The 15,292-nt window shown below is 37.6% G+C and carries 17 protein-coding genes and 1 rRNA gene; 14 read left to right on the top strand and 4 right to left on the bottom strand.

All coding sequences use genetic code 11. The features are described 5' to 3' along the window. Positions 1–176: 176 nt before the first annotated feature. Positions 177–1,271, top strand: coding sequence for an A/G-specific adenine glycosylase (gene mutY / locus MMB68_RS22250; protein WP_221784399.1), 1,095 nt, complete (start codon positions 177–179; stop codon positions 1,269–1,271). Positions 1,272–1,305: 34 nt separating this feature from the next. Here the strand turns inward: mutY and MMB68_RS22245 are convergent, their stop codons facing one another. After that, a complete protein-coding gene (locus MMB68_RS22245; RefSeq protein ID WP_014461827.1) occupies positions 1,306–1,530 on the bottom strand; it encodes a hypothetical protein in 225 nt (74 codons plus the stop codon). Positions 1,531–1,646: 116 nt separating this feature from the next. Between MMB68_RS22245 and fabL the strand changes: the two genes are divergently transcribed. The 5 genes from fabL (at position 1,647) to MMB68_RS22220 (ending at position 5,890) form a co-directional block, all read left to right on the top strand. Further along, entirely contained in the window at positions 1,647–2,396 is a 750-nt protein-coding gene (gene fabL / locus MMB68_RS22240) for an enoyl-[acyl-carrier-protein] reductase FabL (protein WP_013055160.1), read from the top strand. A gap of 97 nt (positions 2,397–2,493) precedes the next feature. Further along, positions 2,494–2,787 carry a gamma-type small acid-soluble spore protein gene (locus MMB68_RS22235; protein WP_050688503.1) on the top strand — a complete coding sequence of 98 codons (294 nt, stop codon included), beginning with the start codon at positions 2,494–2,496 and terminating at the stop codon, positions 2,785–2,787. Between the two features lie 189 nt (positions 2,788–2,976). Next, positions 2,977–3,237, top strand: coding sequence for a YgaB family protein (locus MMB68_RS22230; protein ID WP_014461824.1), 261 nt, complete (start codon positions 2,977–2,979; stop codon positions 3,235–3,237). 195 nt (positions 3,238–3,432) lie between these two features. Further along, positions 3,433–3,969, top strand: coding sequence for a nucleoside tri-diphosphate phosphatase (ntdP, locus tag MMB68_RS22225; protein ID WP_221784401.1), 537 nt, complete (start codon positions 3,433–3,435; stop codon positions 3,967–3,969). A gap of 169 nt (positions 3,970–4,138) precedes the next feature. Then, a complete protein-coding gene (locus MMB68_RS22220) occupies positions 4,139–5,890 on the top strand; it encodes an ABC transporter ATP-binding protein (RefSeq protein ID WP_016762869.1) in 1,752 nt (583 codons plus the stop codon). A gap of 35 nt (positions 5,891–5,925) precedes the next feature. On the opposite strand, the gene MMB68_RS22215 is transcribed toward MMB68_RS22220, so the two are convergent. Next, a complete protein-coding gene (locus MMB68_RS22215; protein ID WP_045291961.1) occupies positions 5,926–7,014 on the bottom strand; it encodes an FUSC family protein in 1,089 nt (362 codons plus the stop codon). A 548-nt stretch (positions 7,015–7,562) separates the two neighbouring features. Beyond that, positions 7,563–8,861 (bottom strand): glutamate-1-semialdehyde 2,1-aminomutase, encoded by a 1,299-nt coding sequence (locus MMB68_RS22210; protein WP_221784402.1) that lies wholly within the window; start codon positions 8,859–8,861, stop codon positions 7,563–7,565. 202 nt (positions 8,862–9,063) lie between these two features. Here MMB68_RS22210 and MMB68_RS22205 point away from each other — a divergent pair, with 202 nt between their 5' ends. The 6 genes from MMB68_RS22205 to perR all read left to right on the top strand — a co-directional run bounded on the left by MMB68_RS22205 (position 9,064) and on the right by perR (position 13,370). Beyond that, positions 9,064–10,077 (top strand): ABC transporter ATP-binding protein, encoded by a 1,014-nt coding sequence (locus tag MMB68_RS22205; protein ID WP_221784403.1) that lies wholly within the window; start codon positions 9,064–9,066, stop codon positions 10,075–10,077. Next, positions 10,070–10,861, top strand: a complete 792-nt coding sequence (locus MMB68_RS22200; protein ID WP_221784404.1) for an ABC transporter permease — start codon at positions 10,070–10,072, stop codon at positions 10,859–10,861. The genes MMB68_RS22205 and MMB68_RS22200 overlap by 8 nt, the downstream gene beginning before the upstream one ends. A gap of 9 nt (positions 10,862–10,870) precedes the next feature. Further along, on the top strand, positions 10,871–11,656 hold the full coding sequence (locus MMB68_RS22195) for an ABC transporter permease (RefSeq protein ID WP_221784406.1): 786 nt from the start codon (positions 10,871–10,873) through the stop codon (positions 11,654–11,656). 89 nt (positions 11,657–11,745) lie between these two features. After that, positions 11,746–12,141, top strand: a complete 396-nt coding sequence (locus MMB68_RS22190; RefSeq protein WP_223260285.1) for an ion channel — start codon at positions 11,746–11,748, stop codon at positions 12,139–12,141. Positions 12,142–12,210: 69 nt separating this feature from the next. After that, entirely contained in the window at positions 12,211–12,681 is a 471-nt protein-coding gene (bcp, locus tag MMB68_RS22185; protein WP_013055171.1) for a thioredoxin-dependent thiol peroxidase, read from the top strand. A 254-nt stretch (positions 12,682–12,935) separates the two neighbouring features. Continuing rightward, a complete protein-coding gene (gene perR / locus MMB68_RS22180) occupies positions 12,936–13,370 on the top strand; it encodes a peroxide-responsive transcriptional repressor PerR (protein ID WP_013055172.1) in 435 nt (144 codons plus the stop codon). Between the two features lie 22 nt (positions 13,371–13,392). Here perR and MMB68_RS22175 read toward each other — a convergent pair whose 3' ends face one another. Next, complete coding sequence (locus tag MMB68_RS22175) at positions 13,393–13,752, bottom strand: YgzB family protein (RefSeq protein WP_014461817.1); 360 nt, start codon at positions 13,750–13,752, stop codon at positions 13,393–13,395. Between the two features lie 222 nt (positions 13,753–13,974). On the opposite strand from MMB68_RS22175, the gene MMB68_RS22170 reads away from it, so the two are divergent. Beyond that, a complete protein-coding gene (locus tag MMB68_RS22170) occupies positions 13,975–14,841 on the top strand; it encodes a nucleotidyltransferase-like protein (RefSeq protein WP_221784405.1) in 867 nt (288 codons plus the stop codon). Positions 14,842–15,182: 341 nt separating this feature from the next. Next, positions 15,183–15,292 (top strand): 16S ribosomal RNA (locus MMB68_RS22165); the annotation flags it as partial.

Below are 15,292 nucleotides of genomic sequence, written 5' to 3'. Positions count from 1 at the left end.
GCTTGATAAAAAATCTCGCTTTATTACTAACGCAGCAAATTAGCTGTTTTTATTCATTATTTGAACAATTCATTTTACTATTCATATTTGTAGTTGTTATAAGGTTATCATAAAGTTACTAAGATTCAAAAAGCAACACATTGTATATGTATAGTTAATACCTCGGAGGCTATGACGTGAAACAAAGTAAAGATATTGTACAAAATTTTGATATTCGAGCATTTCAAAATGACTTAATCTCTTGGTTTGAGCAGGAACAGCGCATTTTACCTTGGCGTCAAGATCAGGACCCTTATAAGGTGTGGGTATCTGAAATTATGCTTCAACAAACGAGAGTAGATACGGTCATTCCTTATTTTAATAATTTTATTAGCAAATTTCCCACTATCAAAGACTTAGCTTATGCAAATGAAGATGATGTGTTAAAAGCGTGGGAAGGGTTAGGTTATTATTCCCGTGCCCGTAATTTGCAAACCGCCGTTCGAGAAGTTCACGAACAATACGGGGGAGAAGTTCCAAATACGCCAGCAGAAATATCTAAACTAAAAGGAGTAGGCCCTTATACAACAGGAGCCATTTTAAGTATTGCATACGGAGTGCCGCAGCCTGCTGTAGATGGAAATGTCATGCGTGTGCTATCGCGCATTTTATCCGTCTGGGATGATATTGCAAAACCGAAAACAAGAAAGCTGTTTGAAGATATCGTGCATGAAATTATTTCAAAAGATAACCCTTCTTATTTCAATCAGGGCATGATGGAACTTGGTGCCATTGTCTGTACACCAACTTCTCCTTCCTGTTTGTTATGTCCAGTTCGCGAACACTGCCGCGCGTTTGAAGAAGGAGTGCAGAATGAGCTTCCTGTCAAATCAAAGAAAAAAGCGCCGCGTGCTCTTCAGCTTGCTGCAGCGGTGATTAGAGACGAGGAAGGAAATTATCTGATTCATAAACGTCCAAGCAAAGGACTTTTAGCTAACCTATGGGAATTTCCAAATATAGAAGTAGACCTTAGTATAGCCCCAGATCATCAGCAGCTTCAGGCATTTATTCAAAATGAGTACGGAGCCGATATTAAAATTCATGCGCCGTTTACCACAATTCAGCACGTGTTTTCTCATATCGTCTGGAACATCACAGTATATGAAGCAGAGCTTGTAAGTGATATCAGTGCATTAAAAAATTTGAAAGTGGTTTCTGAAAAAGATTTAGAACAATATGCATTTCCTGTTTCCCATCAAAAAATCTTAAAAGAATATGTACTTGTTAAATAAAAGAAGCGTGGATAAACTCCACGCTTCTTTTTATTTAATCATATGATACATGCGTGCCGTGTGTGTAATCTGCTTCGTGGCGCTGTAACCCGCCCCGTGCTTCAATTTCTTTAATAATTTGCTGATGAATACTTTGTCCTTCAGCATTTAAATACGGCGTCATTTGCTGTAAAGAGTGATGGAAAAACGCAAGCTCACTGTCTTTCCACTCGCTTTTAGAAATCATTGAAAGAGCCGTCATGTCTCTACCTACATACATTCTATTCACCTCGTTCATTTCATCAAGTTTTATCTATTTTCCCTATATTACTTGTTTCTTATGCGATAAAATCAGTACAATGTAAAGATAATACGATACATAAGGGAGATGACATCATGTCACAAAAGGTAGCACTAGTTACGGGAAGCAGCAGAGGTATTGGTAAAGAAATTGCCTTACGTCTGGCTAAAGAAGGATACGATATTGTATTAAACTATGCACGAAGCAAAAGTGCAGCGCAGGAAGTAGCAGAAGAAATCAAAGCACTAGGCAGAGAAGCATTAGTTGTTAAAGCAAACGTAGGAAAAGTAGAAAAAATTAAAGAAATGTTTGAGCAAATTGATGAAGTATTCGGTCGCTTAGACGTATTTGTAAGTAATGCAGCGTCAGGAGTTTTACGTCCTATTATGGAATTGGAAGAAACTCACTGGAACTGGACAATGGATATTAACAGCAAAGGATATTTATTCTGTGCACAAGAAGCGGCTAAACGTATGGAAAAAGTAGGCGGAGGAAAGATTGTTACCATCAGTTCGCTTGGGTCTATTCGCTACTTAGAAAATTATACAACAGTAGGCGTGTCAAAAGCTGCTGTAGAAGCGTTGACCCGCTATTTAGCAGTGGAGCTGGCTCCAAAGAATATTGTGGTAAATGCTGTATCTGGAGGGGCTGTGGATACAGAGGCACTAAAACATTTCCCAAATCGCGATGAGCTTCTAGATGATGCACGCAAGCATACTCCAGCTGGTCGTATGGTGGAGCCAAAAGACATGGTAGATGCAGTTATGTTCTTAGTGTCCGATCAAGCAAATATGATTTGCGGTCAAACGCTTATTATTGACGGAGGGCGTTCACTTTTAATGTAAGGTAAATGTGTTTTTTGCTTGCGCCTTAAAATACTGAAAAAAGTTTGCATACCCTATTTACCTCCCGGGCATATTAATTTTCGTGGAGGTGATTACAATGGCAAAACAAACAAACAAAACAGCATCTGGTACAAGCACACAACACGTGAAACAACAAAATGCTCAAGCTTCTAAAAACAACTTCGGTACTGAATTTGGTAGCGAAACAAATGTACAAGAAGTGAAACAACAAAATGCTCAAGCAGCGGCAAACAAAAGCCAAAATGCTCAAGCATCTAAAAACAACTTCGGTACTGAATTTGCTAGCGAAACGAGTGCTCAAGAAGTGAGACAACAAAACGCACAAGCTGAAGCAAAGAAAAACCAAAACTCTAGTAAATACCAAGGTTAATACCAAAAGCGAACTTAACGTCTTTCATACGGCGATGTTAAGTTCGCTTTTTCTTATATAAAAAGCAACAAAGTATGACAAAACTTCTTGAAACTTTACACAACTCGTCAAAGGAATCTGTCTCACCTAAACAGAATGTTAACAGAAGTGCCGCGTGTATGGTTAAAGCAAATAGGGAGGAGCTATCGTATGAAAAAATTTGATCAGCTAGTGACTCAACAATTGGAGACCATGGATCAACTTCTGTTTTTGCAGTCTGAGATTGAGCGCTGTCAGGAAATCGAAGGTGAACTAGTAAAACTTCATGAAGAAGCAAAACTTCATTCTGTGCAAGATGAAATTAGTGAAATGAAACTAAAATTAAAAGAGATTCAATTGACGTTTGAAGCACAAACCGAAGACATTATTCGTACATATAAAAGTGAAGGGGCTTGCTCTACACTTGCTTAATGAACATTGATGTGTCACTTCCTCTCTTTTTTAAGGCTGCCAAGCAAAGGAAAAGTAGGGGGAGTGACTTTTTTGAACTCAAGAAGGTTAGCACATTTGTGTTAAAATGAGAGAGAAACCGTTATAATAAACATAAGACAAATGGAGACGTTATATGAATTTTTTTAAGTGCTAAAATGAAAGTAGGTATTGGAGATGGGAATTCCGGTGGAAGGAGAAACAATTCAAATACACAGCTACAAGCATAATGGACATATTCATCGCGTGTGGGATCGGACAACCGTATTAAAAGCAACCAATAACTTAGTGATTGGAGGAAATGATCGTACGGTCGTTACAGAATCAGATGGACGAACATGGGTCACAAGAGAGCCTGCAATTTGTTATTTTCATGCTCAGCATTGGTTTAACGTCATTGGGATGATCCGTGAAGATGGAATTTATTATTACTGCAATATCAGTTCGCCGTTCATTTATGATGACAATGAAGCGCTCAAATATATTGATTATGATTTAGATATCAAAGTCTATCCAGATATGACATATACCCTTCTTGATGAAGATGAATATGAGAAGCATCGAAAAGAAATGAATTATCCAGAAGTGATTGACCGTATTTTACATAATCACGTCGAGGAGTTAAAAGGTTGGATTCGACAGCGAAAAGGCCCGTTTGCTCCAGATTTCATTGACATTTGGTATGAGCGTTTTTTAACATATCGGCATTCTTGATGAATGATCTAGAGAACATTATGTTAGGCCGTCTAAAGCTGACTGTTTGATATAATGTTCTTTTTGGCGTTATGCTCACCATCTTTTAGAAGAGATAAAAGCACTAAAAAATCGACGTGTGTACATATACTAAGAAAGCTTGCCCTCATAGATAGAAAGGGGAGATTTTATGGGAAGTATAAGACGCTACATGAAGTTTGTACAGCCATACAAATGGCAAATTGTCGGCACTGTCTTAATTGGTATTATTAAATTTGCTATTCCTTTATTAATTCCGCTGCTTTTGAAATATGTGTTGGACGATATCGTAAATGGACATGGCATGTCTTCCTCTGAAAAAGTTCATAAAATGGTGACGATTATGGGGATTTCGTTTGTTGTATTTTTAGTGTTAAGACCTCCCATTGAATATTACAGGCAGTATTATGCTCAATGGGTATCGAGCAAAGTACTATATGATATACGTGATCAGCTATTTAGCCATATTCAAAAGCTTAGCTTACGTTATTATGCAAATACGCGAGCAGGTGAAGTAATTTCACGAGTCATTAACGATGTAGAGCAAACAAAAAACTTTGTTATCACAGGCTTAATGAACGTATGGCTTGATATGATGACGATTGTAATAGCCATTGTGATTATGTTTACGATGAATGTACCTTTAACACTGGTATCGATTATTTTGCTGCCGGTTTATGCGTTCTCTGTAAAATATTTTTACAGTCGTCTTCGCCATTTAACAAGAGTCCGTTCGCAGGCTTTAGCGGAAGTGCAGGGGCACTTACATGAAAGGGTTCAAGGGATCTCTGTTATTCGCAGCTTTGCTATTGAGCCTCATGAGCAGAAGCAATTTGATAAGCAAAATTCAAATTTTCTACAAAAAGCAATCAATCATACGAATTGGAATGCAAAAACATTTGCAGTAGTAAATACCATTACCGATTTGGCGCCTTTAATCGTGATTACATTTGCTGGATATCAAGTCATCACAGAAAGTCTTAGCGTAGGAACGATGGTAGCATTTGTTGCCTACATTGACCGCTTATATAATCCGCTTCGCCGCTTGGTCAATTCATCGACTACGCTCACGCAGTCTGTTGCATCTATGGACCGGGTGTTTGAGTTCATTGATGAAGAATACGATATTACAGACAAGAAAGATGCAAAAGAATGCACTGAGCTTCATGGAAAGGTTCAGTTTGAGCACGTTTCATTTGCTTATGAAGAAGAAGAAAAACCCGTGATTCATGATATTAATTTAGATGTAGAAAAAGGAAAATCCGTTGCGTTTGTTGGAATGAGCGGAGGAGGGAAATCCACGCTTATCAGCTTAATTCCGCGCTTTTACGATGTGACAGAGGGAAAAATTCTCATTGATGACATTGATATCAAAACCTATAAAGTACGCAGCCTGCGAGATAAGATTGGAATCGTCCTGCAGGATACGGTGTTGTTTAGCGACACGGTTAAAAACAATATACTGCTTGGAAAGCCAGGAGCGACAGATGAAGAAGTAATTGCTGCGGCAAAAGCCGCAAATGCCCACGATTTTATTATGAATTTGCCCGAAGGATATGATACAAAAGTGGGAGAGCGGGGAATGAAGCTATCAGGGGGACAGAAGCAGCGTATTTCCATTTCGCGCGTATTTTTAAAAAATCCAGCTATTCTTATTTTTGATGAAGCCACTTCAGCTCTAGATTTGGAAAGTGAGCACTATATTCAAGAAGCATTAGCTGAACTAGCAAAAGACCGTACCACCTTCATTGTAGCCCATCGTTTATCTACAATTACTCATGTTGATGAAATTGTACTTTTAGAAAATGGAAGAGTAGTCGAACGAGGTTCTCATGAGGAGTTAATTAAGAAAAAAGGTCATTACTATCAGCTCTTTAACGTTCAGCAGCTTGATACAATTTAAAAACACCACCTATTGTCTAACAATAGGTGGTGTTTTTAATCTTCTTGTCGCTGATGATTAATATCAAATGAGTTATCATCTTTGTGATAGTTTTGAAACGTGTCAATCAGCTTATCAAGATGCTCTAACTCTTCACTATACTCAATGATGACGGAAATTAAAGGGAAGATATGATAAATAACCTTATTCTCTTCATCATTATCGTATATTTTGTACTGCATAAATTTATCGATTAAAGCTCGTTTTCCAACGCAGGCTTCGTTTGGTACAGTAGTGGTTGGCTGTACGCGTAATTTCCCAATGAATTTTAATAATACTTGCTCATGATACATTAACAGGCACTCAACTTCAGATTTGATTAAATCTTGAAATTGCTGCGGCATGACTTGAAGATCATTTTCTACTCGGTGAAGTAGTTTCAAGGTTGTAAGAGCTTGTGTTGTTACGGTAATCATTTGACGAAATAAAACGAGCTTGCGTGACTTAACAAAACGTTTTTTGGTTGAATAAGTGCGTTCTTCTTTGTAAAAATCAAAGATTTGATTCATTTTAGCCACATTGTCTTTCATTTTTTCAATGTCTTCTTTTAACAATGTGTGCTCAGATGCGTGATAAAGATTCATGCGAATCCATTTAATAATTTCTTCCGTTGTGCTTACAATTTTATAATACAATCTTGTTTCATACTTTGGCGGAATAAAAATAAGATTGACAATAAATGCTGAGAATACCCCAAGTAACACTGTACCAAAGCGTATAAGTGCATATTCAACGAAATTATCTCCTGGATTTTCCATGATTGCAATTACTGTCACAAGCGCAAGCCCAATTGTATTATTAATACGTAATTTTAAGTTGACTGCGATGACAACAACAGCGGTAAAACCAATAATGATGGGATGGGTACCAAAAATAAGTCCAAAACAAACTGCAGAAGCAGCTCCAATCACATTCGCCTGTATTTGCTCCAATATTGTTAAATAAGATCTGTAAATAGACGGTTGAATTGCAAAAACTGCCGCAATTGCCGCAAATATTGGAGATGGTAAACTTAGAAATTCACCTAATAACAATGAAAGTGTAATGGCAATTCCCGTTTTTAAGATGCGGGCACCAAGTTTCATGTGCGTTCGTAGTTCCTTTCTGTAAAAAAGTTTTTTCGTTATGAAGAATGTTCCCCAAAACAAATGATAAATTGCAAAAATCAATCCTTCTTTATTACATAACCTGTTGGAAATAATATAAACAATAACATACTATACAAGGTTTAAGAATGGATATCAAGAGAAAACAAGCAGAAAAATAAGGGTATTTCTCGGGATTTTTCGACAGGCTGACAAAAAGGAGATGACGCGTAAGAAATGGTTATGAAAGGTGGGAAAGTTCTATAAGGAAACCCAAAGGTAAGACGAAAAAGAGGTTGAGACATAACGAAATAAATCCAATCTAAAGACGAATAAAGGGGATACATGAGCTGAATCGCTCGTGACACAGCAGCTGATTTCCGCAGGAGTCTTCGACTTGCCCTCCAATCAGCTGCTAGAAAGACCTGCATACATGAAACCTACGTTTACCCTAACAAAAAAACGAACCGCTAATCAAACATCTTGATCAATGGTTCGTTTTTTACTTCGTCTAAAATCCTTTTATCTCAGCCTCTTTAGAATAAGAATTAGCGTTCTTCACTTAATTGTTTAAATGCTTTTTCTACTGCTTCTAATGTGTCGGTAATATCTTGTTCTGTATGAGCTGTAGTAAGGAACCATGCTTCATACTTCGAAGGTGCTAAGTTGACACCTTGGTGGAGCATTAGTTTAAAGAAGCGTGCAAATAATTCGCCGTCTGTATTTTCTGCTTGTTCATAGTTTTTGACCGTTTCTGTTGTAAAGTAGACAGTAAGAGCGCCTTTTAATCGATTGATGGTAATAGGCATGTTATATGTACGAGCATGTTTTAAAATACCTTCTTCGAGCATCGCCCCTAGCTTATCCAGTTGTTCATAAACACCTTCTTGCTTTAGTACTTCTAGGCAAGCAATCCCAGAAAGAATAGAAGCTGGGTTTCCTGCCATTGTACCTGCTTGATAAGCTGGTCCAAGCGGCGCCACTTTTTCCATGATTTCTTTTTTACCGCCGTAAGCTCCGATTGGAAGGCCGCCGCCGATGATTTTTCCAAAGGCAGTGAGATCAGGTTTTACACCAAGTAAATCTTGAGCTCCACCGTACATAAAGCGAAACGCTGTAATAACTTCGTCGTAAATAACAAGTGCTCCAGCTTCGTGAGTTAATTCATTAACTTGTTCTAAAAAGTCTGGTTCTGGCTCAACAATTCCGAAGTTTCCAACGATTGGTTCTACTAAAACAGCTGCAATTTGATCGCCCCATTTTTCTAATGCTTCCTTGTAAGGCTCGATGTCGTTAAAAGGAACTGTGATGACTTCGTTAGCGATACTTTTTGGTACACCAGCAGAGTCAGGAGTGCCGAGTGTAGAAGGACCAGATCCAGCTGCCACCAATACAAGGTCAGAATGGCCGTGGTAGCAACCTGCAAATTTAATAATTTTATCACGTCCAGTATAAGCGCGTGCTACACGGATCGTTGTCATAACGGCTTCTGTTCCAGAGTTGACGAAGCGCACTTTATCTAATGCGGGCATCGCTTCTTTGAGCATTTTAGCAAATGTGACTTCATGAGCAGTTGGCGTACCGTAAAGAACACCCGTTTCAGCTGCTTTTGTAATAGCTTTCGTGATATGAGGATGAGCGTGTCCCGTAATAATAGGACCATAAGCTGCTAAATAGTCAATATATTTATTTCCATCAACGTCCCAGAAATAAGCTCCGCTTGCCTTCTCCATTGCAATAGGCGCTCCGCCTCCTACGGCTTTATATGAACGTGAAGGGCTGTTAACGCCGCCTACAATATGTTCGAGCGCTTCAGCGTGTAATTGTTCTGATTTTGTAAATTGCATGTTATGCCTCCTAATGAAAAGTTCAACTTCTTTATTCTATCAAACTTATTTGTTTCTTGAAAAACATTCGAGAACGTGTATGATAGAAATTTGTGAGCTAACTGCTAGAAAATAGTTCCTCGTCTCTTGGAGGAGTTGCTAGCAAGGGCGCCGGAAACAATAAAAGAAACCACTAATACGTCGACGTAACGGAGGGAATACAATGAAAAATGCTATTGAGGTGAATCAACTTCGGAAAGAATTTAAAGCCTATTCTAGCCGCTCTGGCCTTAAAGGGGCATTCCGGGATTTATTTACCCGTAATTATAGAGTCATGAAAGCTGTGAACGATATTTCGTTTACCGTAAAACAAGGGGAAATGGTAGGGTATATAGGAGAAAACGGAGCGGGGAAATCAACCACAATCAAAATGCTAACAGGGATCTTAACTCCAACTGCAGGCGACATTACCGTAAATGGAATGAACCCTCATAAAGAAAGAGAAAAGTTTGCCCAAACGATTGGGGTAGTTTTTGGTCAACGCTCTCAGCTGTGGTGGGATATCGCCGTACAAGAATCTTTTCGCCTGTTAAAAAAAGTATACAAAGTGTCAGATGAAGATTATAACGCTCACATGGAGCACGTTATTCAAACGTTAGATATCGGGCCGCTGCTAGATAAGCCGGTGCGAAAGCTTTCTTTAGGTCAAAGAATGCGCTGTGAGCTGGCTGCTGCTCTTATTCATAATCCGCCGCTTCTATTTTTAGATGAACCGACGATCGGTTTAGATGTACTAGTTAAATTAAAAATCCGCCAATTTTTAAAAGAAATTAATGAAAAATACAACACGACGATTTTGCTTACAACACATGATTTAGCAGATATTGAAGCTTTATGTGAACGCGTTATAATGCTGGATGAAGGCAGTATTATTTATGATGGATCGCTGCAAAAGCTGCGTTCGAACTGGGGCGACCTTAAGCAGATTACGTTTGAATTCGGAGCTGCGCCAAATAAAGAGCAGTTGAAGCTATTGACGCAAGGAATGCCTGTTAACTGGATTGAAGGTGATCAAAAATATTTGTGGACAGCGCAGCTTCAAAATAAAGGAGACTTAATGTCGCAGCTGATTGCTAAAGTGGTGGCAAAGCATGAAATCAGCGATATTAACATTGAAGAAATTTCGACGGAAGAAATCATCCGCAACATTTATGAAGAAGGTGTTGTGAATGGATAAATATATAGAGATGATACGCATTCGTTTTTTAATGATGCTAGCGTATCGGACGAATTATTACAGCGGAATATTGATTTATGCAATTAATATTGGTGCTTACTATTTTTTATGGTCCGCTATTTATGGAGGAAAAGAGAATATTCAAGGTTTATCCATTACTCAAATGACAACGTATGTAGCCGTTTCATGGATGGCAAGAGCCTTTTACTTTAATAACATTGACCGTGAAATGGCAACGGAAATTAAAGATGGCAAAGTGGCTGTAGAGTTAATTAAACCATACAGCTACCTTGGTATGAAAACGATGCAAGGACTGGGAGAAGGGATTTTTCGACTGCTGTTTTTCTCAGTGCCCGGCATGATTATTGTCGCGTTTTTATTTCCAGTACAATTTTCAGCAAATGCAGCAACATGGCTTTATTTTGGACTGTCTTTAATTTTTAGTTTCATTATCAATACACAAATTAATTTATTAACGGGTATTACGACTTTCTTTCTTTTTAACAATGATGGACTCATTCGAGCGAAGCGCGTTGTTATTGATTTGTTTTCAGGACTTCTTCTGCCCATCAGTTTCTACCCTTTCTGGGCGCAACATGTTATGAGCTATTTCCCTTTTCAAGCCATTAGTTATATTCCGAGCATGATTTTCACAAATGGATTTAAGGGGCAGGAAGTAATAAATGCTCTTATCACACAAGCAGTTTGGTCAGGACTTTTGTTTATCCCTATTGCATGCTTGTGGAACATAGCGAAGAAAAAAATGGTTATTCAAGGAGGGTAGTCTATGAAAATGTTTTATTTTTCGATTTTCTTTCAGTACATTGGTCAATATATGAAAACAAGGCTTCAGTATCGTACCGACATGGTAGTTGAAATCATATCGGACTTATTGTTTCAAGCGGTTAACTTAATTTTTATTTTAGTTGTATTTGGTCATACTCAGTCGCTGCACGGATGGTCACGAGAGGAAATTATCTTTATTTATGGTTTCTTTTTAGTTCCTTTTGCTATTTTTTCGTCTTTCTTTAACATTTGGGATTTCAACGAGCGCTACATTGTTAAAGGAGAAATGGACCGAATTTTAACGCGGCCGATTCACAGTTTGTTTCAAGTTATTTTAGAGCGGATGGAACTAGAATCATTGTTTGGTGGTATCACAGGGATTGCCGTAATGGCTTACGCTGCGTCTTCTTTACATCTTCATTTCCAGTGGTATGATGTTTTTATTTTTCTATTATTTATTTTAGGAGGAGCGCTTGTATACGCAGGAATTTTCATCGCCTTAGCAAGTATAGGTTTTTGGTCGGATGCCAGAACCTCCATTATGCCTACTATTTATAATATTGGAAACTACGGAAGGTATCCCGTAGATATTTACAATAATGTCATCCGCTATGTTTTAACGTGGATTCTTCCTTTTGCATTTGTAGGCGTATATCCAGCTGCTTATTTTTTAGGAAGGTCAGAATGGTACGGATATGCATTTTTAACCCCAGTAATGGGAATCATTTTTTTTACAATCTCTATCTTCTTATGGAATACAGGTGTCAAAAAATACAGAGGAGCAGGCAATTAAATGCCTGCTCTTTTTCGTGGCTTCGGAGTAGTAATGAATGGACAAGAACGCGCGTATAGTGGTAATAGAGTATAAATTAAAGGAGTAGAATGATGGTTATTTTTCTAATCCTCGTTATCATTGTTTTTGTAATCGGTAGTATGAAGTTTCTCTTTGAAAAAGAACTTGGAGAATTTCATTTTTTCTCAATCGGCCATTTCTTTGTCTTGTTTTATTCATATATTACAGTTTTATTGGGATTTAGCCTTATTTATACAGTGTGTGAGATGGGGAGTATTCCAGTGTTAAGCGGAGGGTTTGAACATGAAGGTCATTATTTTTATACGCTGTTTAACAGCATGTATTTCAGCGCAGCAACTTTATTTTCAGTAGGATACGGAGATATGTATCCAGTTGGAATTGGGAAATTATTTGCAACTTTTGAAGCGTTTATCGGCTATATTATGCCTGCAATCTTTGTGATGCGAACTGTTACCCGCACTTAAACTTGTCATCTTATCTAATATTGGGTACGCTATTCAAAGAAAATGAAAAGCGTAAAGGAGAAGATAAATATGACAGCTGTAGTTGGAGAAAAAGCACCCGATTTTGTATTGATGTCTACAAATGGAGAGCAAGTATCACTAGCGTCGATGAAAGGAAAAAACGTTGTGCTGTATTTTTATCCGAAAGATATGACGCCAGGCTGTACAACAGAAGCCTGTGATTTCAGAGATCAGCATGAAAATTTTGAAGAGCTAGATGCGGTGATTCTAGGAGTGAGCCCGGATCCAATCGACAAACACCATAAGTTTATTGATAAGCACGGCCTTCCATTCTTACTTTTAGCTGATGAAGATCACAGCGTAGCTGAAGAGTATGGAGTATGGACACTGAAAAAAAACTTTGGAAAAGAATATATGGGCATTGAACGCTCCACTTTTATCATTAATAAAGAAGGAATGCTCGTAAAAGAGTATCGCAAGGTACGGGTAAAAGGGCATGTGGAAGAAGCATTATCGTTTATTAAAGAAAAAATGGCATAAAAACAGGCAGATAACTAGAGCAGTTTTAGTCTTTGAACATACAATATCAGTGTAGGGCATACCTCCTCAGATGTTAATATATTTAAAAGTGTGGATTGATTTCCACACTTCTTTTTTTGCATAAAATATATGAATAATTTCTACTTATTACATAAAATAGGAATAGGCATCAAGTTGACAAAACGTGGGTAAAACATGTAGACTAATTATAAGAATTATAAAGTAATAATACTTACAGAAGAGGGGTGCATGACGTGTCAAATCATTTACAAGAAGCCCTTGAAACGTTAAAAGGTACTGGCGTTCGTATTACACCACAACGTCATGCTATTTTAGAGTATTTAATCAATTCAATGACACATCCAACAGCAGATGATATTTATAAAGCGCTGGAAGGTAAGTTTCCAAATATGAGTGTAGCAACCGTTTACAATAATTTAAGAGTATTTCGCGAAGTAGGTATTGTAAAGGAACTAACGTATGGTGATGCATCAAGCCGGTTTGATTATGTTACAACAGAGCATTATCATGTGATTTGCGAAAGCTGCGGAAAAATTGTGGATTTTCATTATCCTGGTTTAGACGAAGTAGAAAAGCTGGCTGCTCATATTACTGACTTTGATATTAGTCACCACCGAATGGAAATTTACGGAACGTGTCCTGATTGTACGGCTAAAAAAGCGCATTAATAAGCTGATAGTAGTGATACTATCAGCTTTCTTTTTGTTTTTTCCTATTATACTTTTCATCGAATTGTTTTCCTTCAAGAGACCGGTCAAGCGTAAGCGGCTCGTTGCAATACATGCACATATCTACACGCCCTAGCATTTTTGTCTGCTTTTGACATGTAGGGCAGGTTACTTGAACCGCTTTTGTAGAAAGCATGCCAATCCAGAAATAAACGCCCGTACTGGCTACGATGCACAGCAACCCCAGAAGCATAAAAATAGTCATTAGCCAGACTGAAGACCGAAAGAAAATTCCCCCATACATAACAATGAAACCAACAAAGATCAGGCTGAGTGCAAACGTGCGAATCTTGTTAATTTTATTTGAATACTTTATCCCCATCAGTATCCCCCCTGTTACCAATATATCATAGAGTGAGACAGTGAATGATAATAAAAATTGAATCTTCGGAAAATTATCGTTGGTTTTTGAGCTTTCTGAATGATTTCCATAATTCTGAGTGGGATATCCGTTATACATCGTATATAATAAAAAAAGAAATCTTAGTTCATAGCCTTTAAAATTTTGAAAAATATTTGTTTATTACAGTTAGGAGAGCTCAAAATGGAAGATGTTTTACGGCCAATATATCAAGAAAGAGCTAGCAATAAAGATACACTAGGTATTTTACTGATTGAAAAAAAGAAATCAGAATCTCCAGTGACAGATAATTTGGATGCTATCTTATTTATTGTGACCAAAACTACAGAAACTTCTCTTTTTATTAAACAATACGAATATGAAAATGAGCGTGCGGCACTTTATATGGCTTCTGAACAGCAAATGAGTGAATGGATTATGAATGGGACGAATCGCCGTATCATTGATTGGATCTTAAATGGTAAAGTGCTATTTGATCGAAATGAATATATGGAAAACTTAAAGAACCGCTTAATTGATTTCCCTAGAGAAGATCGAACAAAGAGAATAGGTGTGGAGTTTGCTAAGTTGATTCGCCGATTTAAAGAAGGAAAAGACTTTTATACGTCTAATCATTATTTAGATGCATTCAATCATGTCATTCATGCTCTTCATCATTTAGCCCGACTGTCTGTGTTAGAAAATGGATTTCATCCAGAAGTGACAGTATGGAATCAAGTGAAAAAAATAGAACCTGAAATTCATCGTCTTTACGAAGAACTAATTATTAGCCAAGAAGAGGTTAGCAAGCGTTTAGAGCTACTTTTCTTAGCGAGTGAATTTCTAGTAAATAAAAAAACTGAATTGGGTGCTAAGCATCTTGTTCATATTATGAAAAATGAAAAGCAGGAATGGACGTTTAATGAACTGGTTCATCATCCCGAAATACGCCCTTATGCTATTGATTTAGGAATACTTCTTGAGTTTTTAATTGAAAAAGATATCGTTATGGTGAAAAAAGTAGAAACCAAAGGAAAGAGTTTGTACCATAGACACTATGTGGCGAAATGATAGAGAGATAAAGGGTATCTGATAGGTGCGGTTATGACGTATAGATACCCTGACATATGACTTTATAGCCTGGATAAAAGGTTTTTCTAAAAAAACACGATTTATTTTAAAAAATCTATTGACGCTTTAAAATATCCGTGGTAAATTTATATACGTCGCCAATGAGCGATACTAAATTTATCAAAAACTTGAAAAAACTTCTTAAAAAAGTTGTTGACAAGAAAGAGGTAAACTGGTAAGATTAAAAAGTCGCTTAAGAGCGGCGGTTGAACTTTGAAAACTGAACAAAGCGACAAACGTCAACGTTAAATTTTATTTTTTAATTGAGCAAGTCAAACATTTCTTCGGAGAGTTTGATCCTGGCTCAGGATGAACGCTGGCGGCGTGCCTAATACATGCAAGTCGAGCGAACTGATTAGAAGCTTGCTTCTATGACGTTAGCGGCGGACGG

It is taken from the genome of Priestia sp. Y58 (genome assembly GCF_029522095.1).
In the GTDB taxonomy this organism is placed as follows: Bacteria; Bacillota; Bacilli; order Bacillales; family Bacillaceae_H; genus Priestia; species Priestia megaterium_E.
This window is presented reverse-complemented; position numbering and strand designations above follow the sequence as displayed.